This window comes from Algoriphagus marincola DSM 16067 (assembly GCF_000429405.1).
In the GTDB taxonomy this organism is placed as follows: domain Bacteria; phylum Bacteroidota; class Bacteroidia; order Cytophagales; family Cyclobacteriaceae; genus Algoriphagus; species Algoriphagus marincola.
In genome coordinates, this window is record NZ_AUBU01000001.1 from 560,397 (window position 1) to 583,980 (window position 23,584).

The 23,584-nt window shown below is 41.8% G+C and carries 21 protein-coding genes; 6 read left to right on the forward strand and 15 right to left on the reverse strand.

Annotated elements, in window-relative coordinates:
- Positions 1–61: 61 nt before the first annotated feature.
- From G457_RS0102545 to G457_RS0102555, 3 genes are all read right to left on the reverse strand, one after another.
- Complete coding sequence (locus G457_RS0102545; RefSeq protein WP_026945073.1) at positions 62–823, reverse strand: hypothetical protein; 762 nt, start codon at positions 821–823, stop codon at positions 62–64.
- A 68-nt stretch (positions 824–891) separates the two neighbouring features.
- Complete coding sequence (locus G457_RS0102550; RefSeq protein WP_026945074.1) at positions 892–1,320, reverse strand: DUF2141 domain-containing protein; 429 nt, start codon at positions 1,318–1,320, stop codon at positions 892–894.
- A complete protein-coding gene (locus G457_RS0102555; RefSeq protein ID WP_026945075.1) occupies positions 1,301–2,380 on the reverse strand; it encodes an AMP-binding protein in 1,080 nt (359 codons plus the stop codon). Before G457_RS0102555 ends, G457_RS0102550 begins: the two co-directional genes overlap by 20 nt.
- 101 nt (positions 2,381–2,481) lie before the next feature.
- On the opposite strand from G457_RS0102555, the gene G457_RS0102560 reads away from it, so the two are divergent.
- Positions 2,482–3,315 carry a 1,4-dihydroxy-2-naphthoyl-CoA synthase gene (locus G457_RS0102560; protein ID WP_026945076.1) on the forward strand — a complete coding sequence of 278 codons (834 nt, stop codon included), beginning with the start codon at positions 2,482–2,484 and terminating at the stop codon, positions 3,313–3,315.
- A gap of 174 nt (positions 3,316–3,489) precedes the next feature.
- Here the strand turns inward: G457_RS0102560 and G457_RS0102565 are convergent, their stop codons facing one another.
- From G457_RS0102565 to G457_RS0102615, 10 genes are all read right to left on the reverse strand, one after another.
- Entirely contained in the window at positions 3,490–4,914 is a 1,425-nt protein-coding gene (locus G457_RS0102565) for a sulfatase family protein (protein ID WP_026945077.1), read from the reverse strand.
- A 2-nt stretch (positions 4,915–4,916) separates the two neighbouring features.
- Positions 4,917–6,257: a vanadium-dependent haloperoxidase gene (locus tag G457_RS0102570; RefSeq protein ID WP_248602812.1), complete on the reverse strand. Its 1,341-nt coding sequence runs from the start codon at positions 6,255–6,257 to the stop codon at positions 4,917–4,919.
- Complete coding sequence (locus G457_RS0102575; protein WP_026945079.1) at positions 6,250–9,543, reverse strand: VCBS repeat-containing protein; 3,294 nt, start codon at positions 9,541–9,543, stop codon at positions 6,250–6,252. The genes G457_RS0102570 and G457_RS0102575 overlap by 8 nt, the downstream gene beginning before the upstream one ends.
- 10 nt (positions 9,544–9,553) lie before the next feature.
- A complete protein-coding gene (locus G457_RS0102580) occupies positions 9,554–10,801 on the reverse strand; it encodes an ROK family transcriptional regulator (RefSeq protein ID WP_026945080.1) in 1,248 nt (415 codons plus the stop codon).
- A 370-nt stretch (positions 10,802–11,171) separates the two neighbouring features.
- On the reverse strand, positions 11,172–11,336 hold the full coding sequence (locus G457_RS22720; RefSeq protein ID WP_035482974.1) for a Lacal_2735 family protein: 165 nt from the start codon (positions 11,334–11,336) through the stop codon (positions 11,172–11,174).
- Between the two features lie 41 nt (positions 11,337–11,377).
- Positions 11,378–12,946, reverse strand: a complete 1,569-nt coding sequence (locus G457_RS0102595) for a toxin-antitoxin system YwqK family antitoxin (RefSeq protein WP_026945081.1) — start codon at positions 12,944–12,946, stop codon at positions 11,378–11,380.
- A gap of 96 nt (positions 12,947–13,042) precedes the next feature.
- Positions 13,043–13,657, reverse strand: coding sequence for a hypothetical protein (locus G457_RS0102600; RefSeq protein ID WP_155847068.1), 615 nt, complete (start codon positions 13,655–13,657; stop codon positions 13,043–13,045).
- On the reverse strand, positions 13,590–14,588 hold the full coding sequence (locus tag G457_RS0102605) for a 3-oxoacyl-ACP synthase III family protein (RefSeq protein ID WP_026945083.1): 999 nt from the start codon (positions 14,586–14,588) through the stop codon (positions 13,590–13,592). Before G457_RS0102605 ends, G457_RS0102600 begins: the two co-directional genes overlap by 68 nt.
- Before the next feature lie 88 nt (positions 14,589–14,676).
- Positions 14,677–15,375: an SOS response-associated peptidase gene (locus G457_RS0102610; RefSeq protein WP_026945084.1), complete on the reverse strand. Its 699-nt coding sequence runs from the start codon at positions 15,373–15,375 to the stop codon at positions 14,677–14,679.
- Positions 15,376–15,399: 24 nt separating this feature from the next.
- Positions 15,400–16,359: a YheT family hydrolase gene (locus G457_RS0102615; protein WP_026945085.1), complete on the reverse strand. Its 960-nt coding sequence runs from the start codon at positions 16,357–16,359 to the stop codon at positions 15,400–15,402.
- Between the two features lie 118 nt (positions 16,360–16,477).
- Here G457_RS0102615 and G457_RS0102620 point away from each other — a divergent pair, with 118 nt between their 5' ends.
- The 4 genes from G457_RS0102620 (at position 16,478) to G457_RS0102635 (ending at position 20,869) form a co-directional block, all read left to right on the forward strand.
- Complete coding sequence (locus G457_RS0102620) at positions 16,478–18,115, forward strand: pyruvate dehydrogenase complex dihydrolipoamide acetyltransferase (RefSeq protein WP_026945086.1); 1,638 nt, start codon at positions 16,478–16,480, stop codon at positions 18,113–18,115.
- A 118-nt stretch (positions 18,116–18,233) separates the two neighbouring features.
- Complete coding sequence (gene hslV, locus G457_RS0102625) at positions 18,234–18,776, forward strand: ATP-dependent protease subunit HslV (RefSeq protein WP_026945087.1); 543 nt, start codon at positions 18,234–18,236, stop codon at positions 18,774–18,776.
- Positions 18,777–18,878: 102 nt separating this feature from the next.
- Positions 18,879–19,544, forward strand: a complete 666-nt coding sequence (locus tag G457_RS0102630) for a TetR family transcriptional regulator C-terminal domain-containing protein (protein ID WP_026945088.1) — start codon at positions 18,879–18,881, stop codon at positions 19,542–19,544.
- A 2-nt stretch (positions 19,545–19,546) separates the two neighbouring features.
- Positions 19,547–20,869, forward strand: a complete 1,323-nt coding sequence (locus tag G457_RS0102635) for an ABC1 kinase family protein (protein ID WP_026945089.1) — start codon at positions 19,547–19,549, stop codon at positions 20,867–20,869.
- Between the two features lie 47 nt (positions 20,870–20,916).
- Here the strand turns inward: G457_RS0102635 and G457_RS0102640 are convergent, their stop codons facing one another.
- Entirely contained in the window at positions 20,917–21,465 is a 549-nt protein-coding gene (locus tag G457_RS0102640; protein ID WP_026945090.1) for a GNAT family N-acetyltransferase, read from the reverse strand.
- The gene (locus G457_RS0102645) at positions 21,462–22,583 is read right to left on the reverse strand and encodes a pyridoxal phosphate-dependent aminotransferase (protein WP_026945091.1); all 1,122 of its coding nucleotides are present in this window, start codon (positions 22,581–22,583) and stop codon (positions 21,462–21,464) included. The genes G457_RS0102640 and G457_RS0102645 overlap by 4 nt, the downstream gene beginning before the upstream one ends.
- A gap of 197 nt (positions 22,584–22,780) precedes the next feature.
- Here G457_RS0102645 and G457_RS0102650 point away from each other — a divergent pair, with 197 nt between their 5' ends.
- A complete protein-coding gene (locus G457_RS0102650) occupies positions 22,781–23,572 on the forward strand; it encodes a hypothetical protein (protein WP_026945092.1) in 792 nt (263 codons plus the stop codon).
- Positions 23,573–23,584 lie beyond the last annotated feature (12 nt).

The following is a 23,584-nucleotide window of genomic DNA, read 5'->3' on the forward strand; positions in this document are numbered from 1 at the left end:
CATTTTTCTTACTTAAATGTAAGAAAATCAAAGCTTTAAATGCAATAGCAAAAATGATAAATCAGTTGGAGGTCAATTTGCGCATGTGCTCCTCGATTTGCGCAACGGCATCAAATTCCGGATCGATATTTAAAACACCCTTTCCGAGTTCGTGCCAAAGACCATCTCCGCAATCAAGATAAATTCCTCTTTTTGTGCCTGGTTTTTCCTTGGCAATATCGTAGTCATAATCTGGGGTGAAAATCAATTTCATCAATTGAAATGCATATTCCCAATTGAGTTGGCTGGTTTTTCCATTCAACTCAAGCTGGACATTTCGATCAGAAAAATGTAAGGTCACGGATCCTCTGTCAGTTTTTTCTTTTTCTACTACTTGGAAGTTGATTTGAAGAGGAAGTTCTTTTTTGGCAGTCTCATAAATAGCCTGAATCAAGTCCTGTGCGAGCAGCTGCCAAGCCTCTTGATTGGTAGGACTTTTGGCAGGACTAGTTTTGGTATGCTCCTTAGTTGCTACGGTGATTTCCCCTTCTCCATGTACCTGAGAGGCATAGCGGGTTTCTTGAAGCAGTTCTTCAATCGACTTTACCCAAACTGGATTGAGGCTGCCATCATATTGATAATCATCTGAAAGCGTAAATCCTTCATCCAAAATTTCTTCCTCCGAAAGTTCTTCTCGGTCGGTATAATGCAAATCAAGCTTGGCACGAAGTGTCCCATCCGACCAATTCAATTCTAAGCGAAAAACGTGACTGAATGGGGGAGGTACAATTCCAGAATGATATTCTAAGATGATTCCTGAAATGGCTTGATTTTTCTTACTCATGGAAAAGTTTTTTGCAAAAGTAGGCTTTTTTAAATAATCGCTAGGAAATCCGAAGTCAACGCGAATCTTTAGCGCAAATCGATCACCTGAATGTGGCTTTGTCCCTCTTTGATTTCAAAAAGACATTTTTCGAAGTTAGGGGCTGAGAAAAGGATTTTGGGGTTATTGGAAAAGCCAAATCGGTCGGTCGGGTAGCCGAAAGGGTTTTTAGACATTTTGCCATCTCCATCTTCATCGTGATAAGCAGTGATTGCATATTTTCCCGCTGGTAGGTTTGAAATATTGAAAATGGCCCGTTTATTCTCCAAATTGGTACTGAGAGCTTTGAATGCTTTTGTGTAGTCACCCGGAAATCCTTCCGAACCATTGAAAATTAAAACCCGAACCAAACCATTATCCGATTTACCGTTGTTGATAATGAGCTCTAATTGGGTGTTTTGATGGGAGTTCATCGCCAAAATGGTACTTAAAAAAAGACTAAGAATCAGATTGAGCATTCGCAAGGGTTTTCAGTCGGTCGATTTTTCCGCTTCCAGTCTCAGAGAATTTATCCAAGATTATGATCTCTTTGGGTTGGGAGAACCGATCCAAATATTTCGAAAGTTCTTCTCGCAAATTCCCTGCCTTTTCTGGGTCTTTTGCCTTAGACTCAATCAATAAGACCAGTTTCTGTCCTAAATGCTCATCGGGAATCCCACCGAAAATGAAGCAGGAATCAGGAAAAAATATTTGAATGCTCCTTTCAACTTTTCGCTCTAATAATTCAGGGTGAAGTTTGATTCCTCCTGAGTTAATGACGAAATCTAACCGTCCCAGCCACTGAAAACTCCCGTTTGATTGGAAATGGACGAGATCATTTGTTTGGATAGTTTCGGGGCCGCTCATTGGGCTTTCGACCCAGAGGGCACCACGCTCATCAGCCCCGAGTTTTACCCCCGGAAGCGCTTGGTAGTTGAGTGTCTGTTCGGTGATTTTAGACAAAGCGATGTGCGAGACGGTTTCAGTCATTCCAAAGCTTTGCCATGCATTATCCAATTCTGAAGCTATTCTCCTTTGCAAAGATTCTGAAAGGGGTGCTCCTCCAATCAAAAGCGTTTTGAGTTTTTTCAACTTTCTTTTCCCTGAATCATTTTCCAGTGTTTTTTCCACTTGAAGAGGGACCATGGCCACAAAGTCAGGTTGATAGGCGTCAGGAATGCTTGAAAGAGGCTCTGAACTCGGCATCACCAGTCGAATCTCACATTGCCAAACCATGGCACGAAGAAGCATCATTTTTCCGGCGATGTATCCAGGATGAAGACAGCAGAGAAGTTTGAGTTCGGAGTTTATTCCAAAAAATTTCCCCGTTGCCTCTGCACTTGCTTTCAGCCGATCTTGAGTCAAAGTAATTTCTTTGGGAATACCAGTGGACCCTGAGGTTTTCTGAGAAAAAACAGTTTTTCCAGACAGCCAATCCCCACAAAACGCGAGCGCAGAATCCAAAATTTCATTTTCTCCCTTGGGTTGGAAGTCCTCGATTTTCTGAAAAACCTGATTTTCAAATAAAAGCCTAAACATAGATTTCAAATCTAAGAACTACCCATGACTTTCTGTTCAACATATTTTCACGAAGGTGGTTATCTTGCAGAAAAATCGAATTTCAGACAAAATACAAACTCATGGAGTGGATTACTGCCAAAGAATACGAAGATATCACTTACAAAAAGTGTCAGGGTGTAGCCAGAATTGCATTTAACAGACCGGAAGTCCGGAATGCTTTTAGGCCCAAGACGACAGCTGAATTATACGATGCTTTCTATGATGCTCAGGAAGATACCTCCATTGGCGTGGTGCTACTAAGCGGCGAGGGACCCTCTCCAAAAGATGGGAAATGGGCCTTTTGCTCTGGCGGGGATCAGCGTGCGCGCGGTCATCAAGGATATGTGGGGGATGATGGCTATCATCGCTTGAATATTTTGGAGGTGCAGCGTCTCATTCGTTTTATGCCGAAGGTGGTGATAGCAGTCGTGCCAGGATGGGCTGTAGGTGGTGGACACAGTCTTCATGTGGTCTGTGATATGACCCTGGCCAGCAAGGAGCATGCGATTTTCAAACAAACTGATGCCGACGTGACCAGTTTTGACGGAGGATACGGATCGGCCTATTTAGCTAAAATGGTAGGTCAGAAGAAAGCCCGTGAGATTTTCTTTTTGGGCAGAAATTACTCTGCGCAGGAAGCTTATGAAATGGGTATGGTCAACGCAGTGATCCCACATGATGAATTGGAGGATACGGCTTTCCAATGGGCTCAGGAAATTCTAGCGAAGTCCCCGACCTCAATCAAGATGCTGAAGTTTGCGATGAATTTGACCGATGACGGAATGGTTGGTCAGCAGGTTTTTGCGGGAGAAGCTACACGACTTGCCTACATGACGGAGGAGGCACAAGAAGGAAGGAATGCTTTTCTGGAAAAGCGAAAGCCCGATTTCAGCAAAATCAAATGGATTCCATAAGGAATTCGAAAAGTTGTAAGCTGATTTAGAATAATCTTGAATACGCTCTTTTAGAGAAAAAGGAGTCGAAGGCCATTTCAAAAATACCTTCGATTTCCTTTCAATGAAGATGTGTCAGTTCGAGCAGATTCGAGAACTTTTCAAAATTGATGTCCTTTGATTGAAGATTAACTTTTATTGAACCCTTCCTACTTCCCGCTGCCCGGTTCCTTGGCTGTCGGTAAGCGCATCTCCCATGTCTTTCCGCGCCTGATCGGCCATTTCATTTAGTTTTTGGACGATTTCTGGATATTTTGAAGCTTGGTCTACTTGTTCGTATGGATCGCTTGATAGATCGTAAAGCTCCATTTTTTCCAAATTGATATGATCATATTTAACCGGAATTCCATCATTTCTAAGTTCGGCTTCCTTTGGGAGGGTTCGGTATCGATGTGGAAAAACGAGTTTCCAGTTTTCATAAAAAACTGCCTGTAATTCATTTCGATTATAATAAGCAAAGTATGGTCTTGCTTTTGCTTTTCCCTGCGTCAATAGTGGCCAAATACTCTCCCCATCAATGGGCTTTTCTGGTAGGAGACTTTCAGTAATTTCCGCAATAGTAGGAAGTACATCGATGGACATGGCAGGATTTTCTATCGTTTTTCCCTCAGGAATTTTACCTGTCCACTTGAAAATAGCCGGAACGCGTATTCCCCCATCCCATGAGGTACCCTTTCCCTCTCTCAAACCACCCGTGAGCCCTGCATGTCCACCATAAGAAAGCCATGGGCCATTGTCTGAGGTGAAAATAATCATGGTATTTTCTTCCAGTCCGAGATCCTTGATTTTTTGGTGAACCTGACCGACTGACCAGTCTATTTCCATAATCACATCGCCATACAGGCCTTGTTCGGATTGTCCTGCAAACTTTTCGCTCACATAAAGTGGAACATGAGGCATGCTATGGGCTAGATACAAGAAAAAGGGCTGATCAGAATTCTGATCAATGAATTCCAGTGCTTTTTCAGTGTAAAGTGTGGTCAATTGGGATTGCTCATCTAGCGTATCGATAATCTCTTCATTTTGAAGCAAAGGCAAAGGAGGGTAGTAATCCTTGACTTCCGGGTGATGCGGCCACATGTCATTGGAATAGGGAAGTCCATAGTAGCTGTCAAATCCCTGTCGAGTAGGTAAAAACTCTGGCAGGTGTCCCAAATGCCACTTTCCTACCATTCCAGTCGCATAACCTTGGGCTTTAAGGATTTCTGCAATGGTTTCTTCAGCTGGATGAAGTCCTTGTTTAGCAGTATGGTCATATGCTCCATAGATTCCTAGTCTATTGGCATATGCTCCGGTAAGGAGGGCTGCCCGAGAAGCCGAACATACTGCATGAGGCACATAGAAACGGTTCATTTGTGTGCCTTCCTGTGCGAGTTGATTCAAATGGGGGGTGGTCCACTGGGTAGCTCCGTAGCTTTCTAGATCACCGTAGCCTAGATCATCAGCAAAAATGAGAATGATATTTGGCTTTTTTGGGCTGGGAATTTCAGATTTTTGTGTTTTCTCCTGACAGGCTGAAAAAAGGGCTAGTAAGCCAAGGGCGAGAGTGATTTTCTTCATGATTATTGATTTTGGCTGGTCAGCAGCTCTTTATCTGTGATTTCTTGCCAGATCATTTTTCCGATTTTTTCTCCCTGGCGAACTCCCTCTTCAATAGCGTCTCTGAAGTGGATACCCCCGTAAAGTCTGGAAATGGCAGCCTCTTCTGAAGCTTGTAAAAATGAATCAAATGCACGCTCAGGAAGGCCAAAATAAGTTTCCGAGTCATCGATGTAGGAGAAATTATCTCCAAAGTAACCTGTCAGGATAATGGCCGCTGCCCTTGAAATCACCGAATGGCCTGAAGTGTACTCAGGGAAGGGGGGAGTCTGAAGCAGTGGTCGCCAGCGTTGGTCAATGGTTTTGTTGATGATAGTCTCAGGACGAATCCGGTCGGTTTCATATTTGGTTTTCCAGCAAGAAATAAATGCATCGTGTAGCGTCATCCCAACTAGGGCATGGATATAAGCAGTTTCTGCCAAATTCAGATCTGCTTTTTCAGCAGCAATTCCGGTAATCCCCATCCAATGTCCTCCGGGTGATATTTTTTTCACTCCAATAGCCATGTGCCCCGAAAATTCCACCATAAAAGGATTGCAATCCCAGAAATTGGCAATCAATTTTTGCTCTTGATCCAGGGACTTGGTGGTCTCATAAACTTCCATCATTTGCTGATGAAATGAACTTTCAGGTTCCAGACTGAAAGGTGCCATAGGACTGGGATCATATTCATTGAGTGAGGCTAGAAAAAAGGGTTGAATGGTACGCCATTCAGGTTCGATAGCCTCGATGTAGGCTGGAGGTGTAGGATACCAGCGACCTTCTGCTTCTGTGGGGCTGTAGCGAGTCAAGGCTGGCAATTCGCGGTAGCCATCTGTACTTGCTAAATTCATGACTTGACTCACGACTTTTTCTGCTTCCTGGATGTGCAGATCAACTTTAGACTTTTTGATGAGTTTTGATTTGATGGCTTGATCTATCCAGTTTTGCTGCTTTTCTTTTAAAAGATAGCCAGAAGGCATCACATTTTCCCCAACACGAAGCATGGCATAGATTGCAGCAAATTCGGGGGAGCCCAACTCTTGATCAGAATCAAGATCAGAAAAGTCCAGAATGGAAGCTCGCGTAAAGTCCTTTTCTCTAAATTCAGCCCCATGCTGCTTCATAACCAAATAGCTGGCAAGACAGGAATATGCATAGATTCTAGCTGCGACAGGTGGACTGGCAACGTCCGTAACCATGACCTCTGTAATGTGAAAAAGTTGAGATTTATAGATACTACTCCAAGGCTCTTGTTTTTCAGCAGCAAAGGAAGCCGTACCCGCAACTAGCGCACAAAGAAGTAGGAGAGACTTACTATTCATATTCATAAAGTTCTAAGGCTTCCCCATGAATACCTACCAGCATGTACTTTTTCTCTTTCCATTCTAAAGGAAGAAAGGATTTGATATCACCTTTGATGGTAAGTCCAGATTGGGAAGGATAGCTAGCTTTAAAGTTTCCATTTCCATCCCCATTCAAAAACAACCCCAGCCCGGCATCCAAATTTCCAATGCGGATTCGGCTTTGTCTTTGATTTCCTCCCAAAAGAATGTCCATATTTCCATCGCCGTCAAAATCTCCTGTTTGAATAGCGTAGATCGGGAAAGATTGAGCCATTCTAGGTAATTCGTGAGGAATAAAGCCATTTGGCGTATTTTCCAGGTAGTAAGATTTTAAAGTATTTGCGGTTAGCGTAAGGGCATTTTCCAACTTGTCTTGATCGAAAAGATCATCCATTTTGGCCACTGCATAGGATTCGTAGGTGGTGAATTTACTTCGCATCTCTACCATCTGACTCAGAAGTTCATCTCGGCTAGGGAAGGGGTAGGCTTCCTCTCCGATGTAGCATTCCAAGATCGGATCGATAGAGCCATTTTGGTCAAAATCAGCTGCAATCAAGCGGATCAATTTTTTATCAGAAACTTCAAATTGGGAGTTTTCACCAAAATTACCTGCAATTAGATCTAAGTCTCCATCTCCATCCATATCAGCTTGTGCAAGGGATGACCACCATCCGAGCATCGGAGAAGAAAGAAATTTATCACTTTGATTATAAAAAGATTCACCTGCCTGGTTTACCAAGAAAATCAAATTGGTGAATTCCCCTGCCAGAATCAAATCCTCCCATCCATCTTGATTTAAGTCTTGTACCAAAGCACTACTCACCATTCCTAATTTTCCATTTTCAGGTAAATAGGAATCTGATTGATCGGTGAAATTGCCATTGCCATCATTAATCAAGATTTTGCTTTCTGGACTCAAAGGGTATCTACCGGGTATGATTTTCCCTCCCACAAAAAGGTCCAAATGGCCATCTCCATTCACATCAAGAGAGACAGCCGGTCCGGTACTGGTTAAATAGTTCGGAAAGTTGCTTTGTATTTCCAGTTTTCCTTGACCATTATTCAAGTAAAGCCGGTCTTGTAGGCTTTCATCGGATCGGATATAGTCGTGATATCCACCACTTCCAAGAAAAAGGTCTATCCATCCATCGCCATTGAAATCTTCAAAAAGTGCCACGGCATCCGTGTAATAGGAGGGAGATTGGAAGCCAGTATAGATATTCCAATTTTCGCCGTCCCAGCTAAATATTTGAGCAGCTTGACCTTTGGTCCCTCCTACAAAAACCTCGGGCTTGCCATCTTTATTTAAATCGCTGCTAGCTAAACTAGGAGAAATGGCACTCGGCATGGTGAGCATCAAGGGTTGCCTTTTAAAATCATTGAAGCCACTCTCTGCTGAAATAAAATCTGGTTTGTTTTCAGTTTTTTGGAAAATGGGACTATCAGCAGCAACTAATTCATTTTTCTGGGTGGCATTTGAGTAATCCAATTCTAGAATCTGATTGCTTGGTTGATCGGTCAATACCTGTTTTTTGCCATCGGGCCAGGTAATTTCAATTTGGTCAACTTGCTCCGAATTTCCCAATCCAAAGTGCATGCGGAAGGTAGAGGATGATTGAAATCCTCGGACCACCTGATGCTCTTGAACCTGTGTTTCATTACCTACCGTAAGTTTGACCTTGGTGCCAATGCCAAAATTATTTCCCTCAGGTCCTTTGAGCTTGATTTGGAGATGATTACCTGATTTACTCTGATTTTCAAATATTCCCGCAAATTCATTCAGATTGTTGACGATCAGGTCCAAATCACCATCATTATCCAAGTCTGCAAAGGCTGATCCACTTGAAAACCCTTCTTCTTCAAAACCCCAGTCTAAAGAACGGTTTGCGAATTGCAAGTCTCCCTGATTTTCAAAGAAATAATTATGAACTGGCGTGGAACTCATGCTGGTAACGAGGTGGAGCGTGTCCGCCTGCTGGTTAGCGACTGCCTGTTTGAAATAATAGTCGCCTTTGTATTTCAGAAAATCCCGGTTGGTGTAATCCCGGTAATAGCCATTGCTGACAAAAAGGTCTTTCTGACCGGAATTTGTAGCATCAAAGAATAGTGCTGCCCAAGACCAGTCTGTATTGGAAATACCTGCAAGTTGGCCCATTTCAGAAAATTTTCCTTCCCCTAAATTCACCTGAAGCATATTTCGCATGTTTTGGTGATAGAAGCCTTTGCGGATCATTAGGGCATATTGCTCGTAATTTTCTGGCCCGTAAAGCAATTTTTGCCGCTTATTGTCCTCTGGAAGCATGTCCAAAGTGAAGATGTCAAGAAGCCCATCATTATTGATGTCTGCGATATCAGCGCCCATGGAAAAATGGGAAATATGCTGGAAATAATCCGTCATTACATCCCTGAAGGTTCCGTCTTTTTGATTGATGTACAGATAGTCTGGTTCAATGTAGTCATTGGTGACAAGGATATCAGGCCAGCCATCTTCATTGATATCAGAAGCTACTACTCCCAGACCAAAGCCTAATGGAGATCCCTTGATTCCAGCACTTTCGCTGATGTCTGTAAATACATTTCCATCATTTCGATAAAGTTTATCTCCAGAGTAGGGGTGACGGATATTTTTTACCTCATCAAACTCCAATTCGTTGATGACTTGAATGTGATGATTGAGTAAGTAAAGATCCAAGTCCCCATCCCGATCAAAGTCAAAAAACAAAGCCTGGGTGCTATTGGAGGGGTCAGCTATTCCATATTCTTCAGCTTGATTTTCAAAAGTGAAATCACCCTGATTGACCCATAGTTCATTCTTCCTGCTTTCAGGTGACCCCTTACCCGAATAGCAAACATAAATATCCAAAAGACCATCTCCATTTACATCCGCCATACTCACCCCGGTGGACCAATTTGGGTTTTTGGAAATGCCAGCTTCTTTGGTCAGATCTTCAAATTTCCAGTCTCCCAGATTTTTATAAAGGGTGTTTGGAACCATATTTCCTGTGAAAAAAATATCATCCCAGCCGTCATTGTCCAGGTCTCCTACGGCAACTCCTCCGCCATTGTAGAAATATTCATACCGAAGAATATTATTCTCTCGGTCTTCTGTTAACTGATTCTTAAAAGAAATGCCGATTTTTTTTGACTTCAACCGAACGAAATTTGATTCGAAATTTTCCTGAGCAAAAAGTGATTTCGGGATGCTCAGAAGCATCACAATCAAAAGAGATAGATTGTGGATTCGAATCCTAAAATGCGAAAACATGATTTTAATTTTAACTCAGCTTTTTAAGTACGTCTTCAAACAGCTGTTCGTTTACGACGGCAACTCCACCCATGAGTCCGACATCCTTTCCTAGCTGATAAAGTGCCAATTCAGATTTTTCTCTAGATTTGGCCATACTGTAAATATTCAAGGCCTGCTGAATGGGTGTGATTAGGTATTGATTTGCTTCAGCTACAGAGCCACCGATGATGATTAAATCTGGATTGAGAAGCTGAATCAAAATTGAAATTCCTCTTCCCAGGTCCAATCCGGCTTCCGAGAGAATCGTGATAGCTCGCTGATCTCCTGCCAATGCAGCTTCTACCACCAAACCAGGCTCGAGTTCACCTTGATGGTCCCGGACTATCCGGGCAAGAATACTATCCGAGTCAATTTTGATGGCTTCCTCGGCCATTCGGACTATTGCCGTTCCCGAAGCTACTGCTTCAAGGCATCCTTTTTTACCACAGGAGCAGGTCACATTTCTATTTTCAAAGATCGGAGAATGAGAGAATTCACCCGCAAAGCCCGAAGCACCTCGATAGATCTTTCCATCTATGATGATTCCTAGACCTATTCCCCATCCAACAAAGACTCCCAACACGTTTTTATGGGTGTGATCGGGACCAAATTTAAATTCAGCCAGTGTCATTGCTCTAGCATCATTCTCGAGGAATACTTTTTTTTGAAATCGCTCCTCGAATGAATCTAATAGAGTCTTTCTTCCAAAACGCAAATAAGTGTAATTCACACCCCCCACAGCATCCACCAATCCAGGCATAGAAATACCGATGGCAATGATTTTTTCTGAAGGTATTCCTGATTTTTGAAGATAAGCCTCGATTAAATCAGCAATCCGGTCAAAAGTCTCTCTTTCGTTGTTCAGGACTAATTTATGGCATTCTTTTTCTGTGATAGGCTGATTATGACAGCTGTAGAGGCAGAGGTTGATGGTGAACTTGGAAAGGTCGACAGATAGCACATAGAATGCATCTTCTGCCAGTCGATACAAATCCGGTTTGCGACCTCCTTGGGATTCAGCTCTTCCTTGCTTGATAACTTCTCCAGAACTCATCAGATCGCTGAGGAGGGAGTTTACCGTAGGCAGCGATATTCCTACTTCCGTGCATATTTCACTGGCTGTATTGGCACCTTTGAGATAAAGGTTTTTGATAATCTTGATTTTATTCAGGTAGCTCTTTATTTCTACTACCCCGTCCATCTGATCGATGACCGCTTGAGGATTAATTAGGTTCATGGTCTGAAAGGTATGCCTGAATTAAGTAATTTTTTATATTCTGAAAAAACACTTTCTTAAAAAAATCAAAAAACAAGGCGGTTTTATTTCAAATTAATTGAATTTATTTTTCATAAGCAGCTAAGGCTAGGAAAAGATTTCGCTTTTTGATGAAAAAAAGGAGGGCAGAAGCAAAAAAAACCGGCCAATGAAGGCCGGCAAAAAGTTTTTCAATTAGTTGTCCGTAGCTCAATCACCCTTAAAATTTACTCAATCAAGATTAAACAATTCACTAGCGGACTAGATCAAAAACTTGAATGAATATACGGTGAATAATTTGAAATTCAAAATTATGGGTGTAAAAACACATAATTTATTTTCAAAATACTTTTTATTGTATGTTGTCCATTTTCTTGGCGATCTCTTCAGCCTCTGCCATAAGCTTATCTGCAGCAGTACGGTCGCTGTGAGAAAGTTTGTGTGCTTTTTCAAGAGTCTTTTTGTAGAGCTCCTGCAATTTTTCCTTTTCTGATTTCTTCTTGAATAGTCCGAACATGGTTTGTTTTTTATTTAACAACAGAAATCTAACCAGGAAGTTTATTGATTTATTCGAAGAGGATTTTCCCTGTCTGCTACTATCTCATCATCCTGATAGTTGATCAAGTCGATTAATCGTCCTGAAGCACTGTAATACCTCCAAGGCCCTTCTTTTTTACCGTCCTTCATGGTTCCTTCGGAAGCTTTTCTGCCATTTTCATGATAAAAAGTCCATATACCCTCTGCTTTTCCGGACACAAAATTTCCTTCTGATTCTTTCTTACCATTCACATAGTAGGTGATTCGGGTTCCATTGCCATCCTTCAAGGTTCCTTTATCATTAGTGCTAGTTCCATCGTAGCTCCGATATTCGGATACGTTCATTAGTCTTCCATTGTCCCAGGTCTCCTCTTGAGTCAATTGCTTGTTGTCGTAGAAAAGTCCCCAAATACCATCTTCGAATCCAAGTTTGTAGGTACCGATAGATTTGAGCTGTCCTCCGTCATAATAATAGACCCATTGACCATTTTCCATTCCAAGCTCATATTCTCCTTCTGCGATCAATATGCCGATTTTGTTGAAGTACTTCCAGAGCCCTGTCTTGGTGTCATTTCGATATTCTCCGATACTATAGAGTACTCCGTCTGGAAAGTAGCTTTTCCAGATTCCAGTTTTCATTCCATTCTCATATTGGCCTTCTACAGATACTTCACCACTCTCAAAGTACTCCTCGTATTTGCCTACTGGGACACCAAGCTCATAAGTTTTGCGCTTTGCCAATTTCTTGTTTGGATAGTATTCCTCCCAGGTGCCAACCGCGATTCCACTCTCGTATTTTTCAACTCTGGCTAAGCGGCGATTATCATAATAGTATTTCCAAGTCCCTATTCGGTTCCCTCGGTCATCATAGGTCTCTTCTGCCTCTATTTGCTTGGTATCAGGAAAGTAATAAGTCCATTTTCCGACTTTATTTCCGTTTTTGTACTCCCCTTCCTCCATCACCTGACCTGCATAGGAGTATCGCTTGAAAGTGCCTTCGAGCTTTCCTTCTTTGTAAACCCCTTCGGTCATTAAGTTGCCTTCTTGGTCATACTCTAGATATGGGCCCTGCCGAAGACCGTTTTCATAAAATTCTCGGATATAGACTTCACCAAAAGGGTGGTAGGTAATCCATTGGCCAATTTTTTTTCCCTTATCGTATTGTCCTTCTGTGAGTACTCGTTTAGGTTCTATGTAGGAGGGTTGGCCAGTTTTTCCATAGTATTCGACGAAGTTGCCGATCAATACACTATCCTGAAAAATTAAGTCTCTCTTCAAATATCCATCAGCATCGTAAATCTTGGCAGGGCCAAAAAGCTTTCCATTTTTGTACTCCAGTTCCATCCTTTTCTTACCGTCCGGATGATATGTTGTCCACTTTCCATCCTGAACGTTGTCCTCAAACATCCCCTCGGTAATCAGCTTATTTGTTTTTGCGTCAAAGTATTTCCAAAGTCCCTGCCGCTGCTGATTGCTTACAACTCCGGTGCTGACTACAGTCGAATCTTTGTTGTAAAGCTTAACTAGTTGATTGTCTTGCGCTAAAAGTGGACTGGAAAGGAAGAGTAAAATGATCAGAAGATACCTCATATATGTTTTTCGGGAGATTATTTGGTTTAGTCTGATGACTGTCATACCAATTTAAAATATTACTACGGTGAATCGGGAAATCAGGTTAAAAATAATTTAAATCTGGCTTTTTGCCGAATGGGCTTTTAGGTGTTCAAAAACCGCTCTTATTTCTTTTTGCCATTCGTTTTTATTCCTTTCAATCGCAGATTCTACCTTCAACTCTTTAAACCATTGGTTGAAATCTCGATTCTCGGCTTGTTTCTCATTGGGTATTCCCAAAAGTATTTCCTGATAATCCCATGCACTCTCGGATTGACATAATTGAAAGTTTGCAGGAGAAAGCTGGAGCTTTGGATAAGAGCTTTTTCCAGCAAGTACAAATAGAAATAATCCTTTTCCGAACCAGTTAAGCAGACGAATATTCAGGCCCGTTTCAAAATCAAAATCACGGATTAGGTCCAATACTTGATATGGAAGACCTCCCAAATCCTGTCCTTGCGAAAGTTTTTTTCCTTTCGAATTTGAATGTACTTGAACCAGATCTTCCTGAGGGAATAGATCTCCAATTTCACCCAAAAGCTCCCAAAATTGATATTTGAGCTGATTTTGTCTGCGAATTAGATTCTCATCTTGCCAAAGATCTAGGTCGAGTGTATTCATCCTACCAATGTAAAAGTGCCGATGCCCAGGTAAATCCTGATCCAAAGGCAGCCAGGCAAATGAGGTCACCCTCTTTGATTTTACCCTGCTCCCAAGCTTCACTCAATGCAATGGGAATTGTGGCCGCTGTGGTGTTTCCCATATGCATGATGTTATTAAAGACCTTTTCATCAGGAAGCCCAAGCTTTTGCTGTATATATTGACTGATTCGAAGATTGGCCTGATGAGGAATAAGCAAATCAATGGCTGACTGCTCCAGCTGATTGTGATCCAAAGCTTCCTGAATCACTTCCATAAATCGGAGTACCGCATGCTTAAAAACAGCATTTCCGTTCATTTTCAAAAAAGTGCTTCCTGATTCCAGCATTTCCGGAGAAAGTCTGACTTCTCGACTACTCCCAGGGTCTTTGCAATACAACTCTTCCGCGTATTCTCCCTGAGAATGAAGGTGGGTAGAAAGAATTCCGGATTGATCGGATGTAGATGGACCCAAAACTACTGCACCGGCACCATCAGCAAAAATCACTGAGCTAGATCGACCTTCGTCACTTTTGTCCAAGGCAGAAGATTGAATTTCGGCGCCTACTACCAGAATTCGGTCGTACATGCCAGTTTTAATGAATTGATCGGCGACAGAAAGGGCGTAAATAAACCCAGAACAGGCATTTCGAATATCCAATGCTCCAATATTATCAAAACCCAATTCTCGCTGAAGCAATACACCGTTTCCAGGGATAAAATAGTCAGGTGTGATAGTAGCAAAAACAATAAAATCGATGTCCATAGCCGTCAGATTAGCTCGCTCAAGGGCCATTTCTGTCGCTTTTCTAGAAAGTGAAGTCAATGTGTCAATGCCAGGAGTAAACCAATGACGTGATTGAATTCCTGTTCGCTCTACAATCCATTCATTGCTTGTGTCCATCATTTGGGACAATTCCTCATTGGTCACTACTCGCTCGGGCACATAATGTCCCACACCTAGAATTTTGGACTTTCTCATTTGTTATTTTGGGTTAGTTGGAAAAGTTTACTCGCAAATATCCGAACCTAGGTTCGGAAATCAAAAACATCAAAACGAAGGACGACTATTAACCAAACAAGGTATAATTGCCATGCTGGTCCATCGGGTCGGTTTTCCGGATGAGTGCCTGACTGTCATTTTTAACAGAGTTAACCAGAGTGCTTACCGGGTAGCTCAGCATTTCATTAGCTGAAAATGGCGTGAGGATTTCCAGAAGTTCTTCTTCGCTGCTGTAATTGTTGAGCCATTTTTTTTCAGTCTCCGGCGTCAAAACTACCGGCATCCGATCATGAACTTCTGATACCAATTCATTGGGCTGCGTAGTCAAAATCAAGAATGTGTGCTGATTTTCTCCATCTACAGTTTCATACTCATCCCAAATCCCCGCAAACGAAAACAGGCCTCCTTCGCGAAGCGTAAATCGATGTGGAATGGAGGTTTTCTTTCCCAGTTTTTTCCATTCATAAAAACCATCCGCCGGGACGATACACCTTCTTTGCTTGAAAGAGCTTTTAAAGGTTATTTTTTGATGAACAGATTCTGCTTTGGCATTTATTAGCTTTAGAGAGACGGGTTTGTTTCTTCCGAATTCTGGAGTAATCCCCCAATAGAAAAAGGAAAAACCTTTTGGGCTTTGGGAAGTGACAACAGGTACAAGTTGCGTCGGTGCAATGTTGTACCGTGGTTTAAAGTCGGAGAGCATTTCAGCCTGGAATCGCTCTTCTAATTCTATCTTACTCTTGCTCAGGGAATATCGTCCACACATGTATCGGGAGTTTAGGCTGGGAAGTTAGAAATCCCCGCTAACAAATTCAAATGCTCTTTTTTCAGAGAAATATGGTTTACTGGAATCTGAGGATGTGAAGCCCACATGACCTCCTTGTTTTGGGAATTCAAAATAGACGGGATCGAGATCTTTGGCCAGTTTCACAGGGAAACAAAGATCAGAAAGAAAGGGGTCATTTTGTGCGTTTAGGATCAGTGTAGGGGTTTTTATCTTTTCAAGAAAGAAAAGAGATGAATTCACCTGATAGTATTCTTTTGCATCACTGAACCCATGAAGTGGTCCGGTGAAAAAATCATCAAAATCACTTAGTTTATTGATTCTTTCCAGAAAATGAATTGGGATTTGATCGGGATGGTTTTTTGCCTTTCGAAGTACTTTTTCCCTCAGGGTCTTCAAAAATCTGTCTGAATAGAGCTTGTTTGAGCCTGAAGATATTTTCTCACTGCTACTTGCTAGATGCAAGGGGACAGAGATTGCCACCCCTTTTTCGATGGGTTTATCATTCGAAAGATCTTCCCCAAGATATTTTAAAGTCAGATTCCCTCCCAAACTGAACCCAATCAAAGAAATATATCCATATTTTTCCGCAGCATGACTGACCACCGTATCCAAGTCGTAAGTAGCACCAGAATGATAAAAAATGGGTTGGTTGTTTAATTCCTCACCACAACCACGGTAATTCCAACAGAGCACATCGAAACCATTTTGCAGGAAAATTTTAGCCATTCCAAGAATGTACGGTCTTCGGCTATTTCCTTCCAATCCATGAGAAATGATGACCAACTTTTCATTATTCATTCTGTACCAGTCCAAATCCAAAAAGTCTCCATCAGGAGTATCGATTCGCTCAGTCTGCGGGCTTCGAAGCAGGACCTTTCTGAATAGTGCAGGGAAAACCGTTTCCAAGTGTCGGTTAAACAGCCACTTAGGTCTTTGATATTTACTATGGGAGATTAAAGGCATTTTTTTTCAAAAGACGAGTTCGAAATCGCTTTCTCGAAAATACAAGAGTAAATTTGAATAAAGACTTTTTAAAAACTATTTTTGGACACTTTAATTCACGATAAGCGCGCAAAAACCTATGGCCGAAGTAATCAGAATGCCTAAAATGAGTGACACCATGGAAGAAGGAGTAATCGCTTCTTGGTTGAAGAAAGTTGGGGATACCGTGAAGCCTGGAGACATCCTAGCCGAGGTCGAGACTGACAAAGCAACCATGGAGCTGGAATCCTACGATGAAGGTGTCCTACTACATATTGGAGTAAAAGAAAAAGAAGCAGTCCCTGTCAATGGGATCATTGCTGTGATTGGAGAGAAGGGTGAGGATTTCGAGCATCTGCTTTCTGATAATGGAGCAGCAGTTGAAGAAAAAGAAGAAACTCAAGAAAAAGAAGAGCCTAAGAAGGAGGCTGAAAAGCCAAAATCAAAGGAGAAGATCGATACTTCTTCTATCAATGCAACTATCATCACCATGCCTAAGATGTCCGATACCATGCAGGAAGGGACTATTTCGGCTTGGTTGAAGAAAGTAGGAGATGATATTAAGTCTGGTGAAATCATCGCGGAAGTAGAAACTGACAAGGCGACGATGGAGCTAGAATCCTACGAAGACGGAAATTTACTTTATATAGGTATTGAAGAAGGTAATAGCGTCCCAGTAGACGGTGTGATAGCCGTAATCGGTGAGAAAGGAGCAGATTACGAAACGCTTCTAAAGGCTCATGAGCAAGAAATGGCCGGAGAAAGTGAAGAGGAGGAAGCACCAAAGCAGGAATCTAAATCTAGTCCTCAGCCTGAGAAAAAAGAGTCTCAAACAGCCTCTACACCAAGTCCTGCTCCAGTTTTGGCAGATAGTGAGCGGGTGAAAGCCTCTCCTTTGGCGAAGAAAATAGCAGAGGAAAGAGGAATCGATATCCGACAGGTAGCCGGATCGGGAGATGGAGGCCGAATCATCAAAAGAGATGTCGAAAACTTTGTTCCGACTGCAGCACCAGCAGCTTCAAGTTCGGCTTCTGCAGTAATGCCGGCAGTAGGGCAGGAGAGCTATCGCGAAGAGAATGTCTCTCAAATGCGTAAGGTCATCGCGAAGCGATTGGCCGAAAGTAAGTTTGGTGCTCCTCATTTCTACCTTACCATGGAAATCAACATGGATAAGGCTATTGAAGCGAGAAAGAGCATGAACGAAATTGCTCCAGTCAAAATATCCTTTAATGATATGGTGATCAAAGCTACTGCAGCCGCTTTGAGACAGCATCCAAAAGTAAACTCCAGCTGGCTGGGAGACAAGATTCGCTACAACGATCATATCCATATCGGTATGGCAGTAGCTGTGGAGGAAGGACTTTTAGTTCCTGTCATCCGTTTTGCAGATAGCAAGTCTCTTTCTCAAATCTCCAACGAGGCTAAAACGCTTGGCGGAAAGGCCAAAAACAAAGAATTGCAACCAAAGGATTGGGAAGGAAATACCTTTACCATCTCCAATTTGGGAATGTTCGGTATCGAAGAATTCACAGCTATCATTAATCCACCGGATGCTTGTATCTTGGCAGTAGGCGGTATCAAAGAGACTGTCATCGTCAAAAACGGGGAAATGAAGGTTGGAAATGTGATGAAGGTGACGCTTTCTTGCGATCACCGAGTAGTAGATGGAGCAGTTGGTTCTGCTTTCCTTCTCACACTCAAGGGCCTCTTAGAAGACCCGGTCAGAATTCTCATCTAATTATAAAGTCTGTCAAAAAGTCCTGTTTTCGCAGGACTTTTTGCTTTAGAACAGTTATTGGTAATACAATCCGCAATCTTTATGTTCTAGAGAATATTTACTCAATAATACTTTTGAAATGGAAAGAATAAAATCAACTACCGTCGTTGCAATCAAGCATAACGGAGAAACTGTGATAGGAGCAGATGGTCAAGCGACCCTAGGAAATACGGTAGCTAAAAGCAGTGTAAAGAAAATCCGTGTTTTGCAAGGCGGTAAAATTGTCACTGGTTTTGCAGGTTCGACTGCTGATGCCTTCACTTTATTGGAGAAGTTTGAGGAGAAATTGGGTGCCTTCGGCAATAATATGAAGCGTGCAGCTGTGGAATTGGCAAAAGAATGGCGAATGGACCGCATGCTGAGTAAGCTTGAAGCGATGATGATTGTAGCTGATCAGGATGATATTTTGATTATATCTGGAACAGGAGATGTAATCGAACCGGATTTGGAAATTGCGACGATTGGCTCAGGAAGTATGTATGCCCAATCAGCAGCAAGGGCTTTGAAAAAGTACGCGACACACCTCACTGCAGAAGAGATGGTAAGAGAAAGTCTTCACATCGCAGCAGACGTCTGTATATATACCAATCATAATTTGGTAATCGAAAAAGTCAGCAGTTAAAACCTGCTTAGCTAGCCGAGTCGAAGGATTCGGCTTTTTTTATCTAAAATTCAAACCTAGCCAAGCTTTCCCGTGTTTACTTGATGAATCAGTAAACCATACATGGAAACGACGACCAAAAAGAAATCCGCTAAAAAGGATTACAGAAAAATTATCCTCGAATCTTACATGCACCATGTACTTGAGCATGGGCATGAACCAGTATCTATTTTCAAGTTTTCCAAAGAATTGAAAATGACTGAGGGTGAATTTTACACCTATTTCACCTCTTTCGATTCAATTAAATCAGCCATTTGGGTCGAGCTCTTTGACGAAACAGTCTCCCAGCTCGAATCTCAGGAAGTTTACAAGGAATATTCAGTAAGAGAGAAATTTCTAGGCTTCTTGTTCACTTGGATCGAGGTTTTAAAAAATAACAGATCGTACTTATTGAGTCTCTATGGTGGAAAGCCAAAGGCAATGTCTCCACTACCTGCAGAAATGAAGATTTTCCGCGAGAGATTTAAAGATTTTGCAAGTGAGATCATCTTGGAAGGTAAAGAAACTCAGGAGATAGCAAATCGTCCGATAATCTCAGACAGGTACGATGAGGCGCTTTGGCTTCAAGTTCTTTTTGTTTTCAACTATTGGTTGTCCGACCAGACACCAGGTTTCGAAAAGACCGATGCGGCTATTGAAAAGTCTGTCAACTTAGCCTTTGATCTTATGGGAAAAAGTGCTTTAGATAGCTTTTTGGATTTCGCTAAGTTTCTCTACCAAACAAAATAATCATGCCTGAAAAATTAAGAGAACAGGAATCCATTCCGGTTTCTAAAGTACAGCGAGCTGCAAAATTCATCTCTACCGGTGCAAAGGTGGGCGGCAACTATGTCAGGCACTATGCCAAGAAGATGGTAAATCCCGCCTTGGATAAGGAGGGTTTGCATCAAAGCAATGCGGAAGATATTTATAAATCGCTTAGTCAGCTGAAAGGTTCTGCCTTGAAAGTAGCTCAGATGATGTCTATGGACAAAAATCTCCTACCTAGAGCCTATCAGGACAAATTCACCATGGCACAGTATTCTGCGCCGCCTCTTTCGTATCCTTTGGTAGTGAAAACCTTCCAAAAATACTTCTCCAAGGGTCCTGAGCAGCTTTTTGATACTTTCACCCGATCGGCTGTCAATGCCGCTTCGATCGGTCAGGTACATCAAGCTACAAAAGGGGACAAAGTCCTTGCAGTAAAGATTCAATATCCAGGAGTAGCAGATTCAGTAAGTTCTGATCTCAAATTGGTTCGTCCTTTTGCGCTCAGGCTACTCAATATGAATGAGAAGGAGTTGGATCATTACATGGAAGAAGTAGAGGAAAAGCTTTTGGAGGAAACCGATTATCAATTGGAGATTCAGCGGTCTAGAGAGATTTCCGGTGCCTGTTCACATATTGCTAATTTGAATTTCCCAAACTACTATGATGAATTTAGCTCGGAGCGAATCATCACGATGGATTGGATTCAGGGAAATCATATCAAAGAATGGCTAGAGACTAACCCTAGCCAAGAAGCCAAAAATCAAATTGGACAGGCGCTTTGGGATTTCTATCACCATCAGGTTCATAACCTCATGCAAGTCCATGCAGATCCTCATCCAGGGAATTTTATCGTGCAGGAAGGTGATGTATTAGGAATCATTGATTTTGGGTGTGTGAAAATAATTCCTGAGGATTTTTATCATGGATATTTCTCTTTGATCAAAAAAGATCTCTTGATCAAGGAAGAAGAATTGAATCAAATCTTCTATAACCTAGAGTTCATTTCGGATAAAGATACGGATCAGGAAAAGGCCTATTTCAAGGGAGTTTTCAAGGAAATGATTTCGCTTTTAGGTAAGCCATTCCATGTGGATCGCTTTGACTTCGCTGATGATGGATTCTTTGAGCAGATTTTCGAACTTGGGGACCGAATTTCTAATGATAAGATGTTTAAAAAATCACGTCAAGCACGTGGCTCTAGACATGGGTTATATATCAACCGAACTTACTTTGGACTTTACAATCTGTTAAATCAGCTTGGTGCGACAGTAGACACTACTAAGCCAGATTGGCTTGCTTCTTAAAGCTTTGTTTTGTGAAAGGTTAAGGTTAAAAATGACTCCAATTGGAGTCATTTTTTTTTGAGTAATTCCCATTCTTCTGCCAAGACGCTGTAGTAAATGGTATTTCTCCTTCGGCCTGTCGAAAGTAGTGTATGGCTTCGGAGTACACCTTCTTCTACAAAACCCATTTTTTCTACTGCTCTGCGGGCAGGAATGTTCAGTACATCGGTTTTGATTTCTACTCGTTGCATTCCCAAATTCTCGAAGGCATGGGAAAGCATCAAATATTTCATTTCGCGGTTGATTCCCTTTCCATGAAAGTTTTTTCCCAACCAAGTCCAGCCAATTTCTATCCGCTGGTCTCTTGCTGAATAATTCCCAAATGCAGTCGAACCCATCAATACACCACTTATTTTTTCAACTACCACAAACTGCAGTCTTTCTCCATTCATGGCGGGTTGAGCCCAATCTCTAATTCCAATCAAGGTAGAAAGATCGTATGTGAAATACTCCCAAAGTGCTTTGTCCTGGGTCTGTGCCAGAAGCAAAGAAAAATCCTGCTCAAGAATTGGTCTGAGCAGGATTTGGTCATTTTCCAAATGAACCGGTTTTATCATGTCAATATTTCTTTCAAATGTTTATTGAATAGTGCGACTTCTTCGGGTGTGCCTGTAGATATTCTACACCAATCATTCAAGGGCGGAAAAGGTCTGCCGATAATCATACCCCTGTCAGCAAATGCTTTGTTGAGTTCTTTGATGTCTTTTCCTGATTGGAAAAAGACAAAATTCGCATGACTATCTAAATAGGGTCTTTTTAATTCCTCAAGTGTTTGAATGATGGCATTTTTGGCTTCAGTTGTTTTCTCCAAAGAAAATTTGTAAAAATCCGGATCTTGAAGCGCTGCTTTGCCGGCTTCGATGGCCATAATATTGGTATTGGCTACGACTCTATCACGAAGCTTTTCAGCTAATGCAGGTCTTGCTATTAGGTAGCCCAATCGAATTCCAGCCAAACCATAGACCTTGGAAAAGGTTCTGGAGACGATCACATCCATTCCTTTTTTGACCAATTCAACCATAGAGGGATAGTTGGGTTCTGTGATGTAGTCATAATATGCTTCATCACTGAAAACCACAGTCTTTTTACTCACGGTTTCACAGAAATCCATCACGCGATCAGCAGGAAGGAGTTTTCCAGTTGGATTGTTTGGATTACAAAGGAAAACAAGCCTTGTCTGGTAAGAAACTCTCTTTTCAATTTCATCAAGGTCAAAATCTAGATCCTTATTGAGAGGAACCCAGTTGATGTCGGTGCCCCACAGTTCGGCATAATCCATCATCGAAAGAAAAGTAGGGACACAGGAAATAATTTCTCCGCCTTGACCAAAAGTGATTCCTGTGATCTTAAGGCCCTCTGTCGAACCTGCCACTAAGACGATATGATCCTCGGGTACACCTTCTTTTTCGGAAATCATTTTGACCAAGTCCGAATTGTAGCTCCATGGATAGCGGCATCCCAAGTCAAAATTATTGATCATTGCTTCCCGCATTTTCTCGGAAGGGCCATAAGGATTCTCGTTTGAGCCCAATCTGATAGGGCCTTCGAGAGGTCTTGGGTTATATTTTTTGATCTCTTCCGCACTTAATGGACTTAAAAGCCCTCCGCTCATCAAGGTTACACCACCTCCAAGACCGATTTTTTTCAGCCAGTTCCTTCTTGAAATTCCGTTCATATTTTCCTCAGTTTCTTGTCAAATTACCAATAATTCCGATATCAAATTAAAAAAAATGGGCATTTGTATGTGGAAAATCTTTCGAAATACATTGGGATATCAAGTGTTGTTTAAAATTTTATTTCAAAATTTTGATAGATGGCAGAATAATTTTTTTAAATTATAGGAAAAGCAATGAACCCCTAAAAGCCCAAATTATGAAAAAGTCTATTTTACTTCTTTTGACATGTATGATTTTGGCCTTCAATGCTGAGGCGCAAAAGGAACGTTTTATGGTACTTGAATTTGTAAAAGTGGAAAGCGATCAGCTTTTTGATTATATAGAATTCAAGGATTTGATGGAAAAAGTCTATCGGCAGGCGCGCAATGATAATCAAATTGCAGGCTGGGATTTTTGGTCTTTACAATCTGGCACCGATCAATCTGATTTTCAATATATCATGGTGACGCATTACGATGATCCTGTAAAAATGATGAGTGGATTGGAAGAAGAAAAAATGATTGAATACACCAAAATCGCATATCCTCATCTGAATGATGCTCAAGTGGTCAAGCTCTTTGAAAACTCACTGTCCATGCGAGAAATGCCCATGCGGCTTTACATGAAAGAGATTGTTTGTACCGATGATAATTTCCAAATGAAGCCGGGAGTTTTAGCGTCTTTTGATCTGATGAAAGCTCGGGAAGGAAATTTTACTGCATACGAAAAAGCAGAAGAAGAGGTGTTCAAGCCTATTCACCAGAAGCGAATAGAACAAGGCCTGATGGGACATTGGAGCTTGCTAAGAACAGCCCTTCCTCTTGGTTCCGAGGCTAAATCCACTCATTTGACCATGAATGTTTACAAGGATTATATGCAGTTTTTCAATGCTCAAGCCTATGAAGACATGGAGCAATCTGACGCTCAGCGAAGAGCGGTCAATGAAGGTTTGAACTCTCGTGACCAAAAATGGGTTTATTTAGCAACGTTAGAAAATGTAGTTAGGTAGTGATAGTCCGGT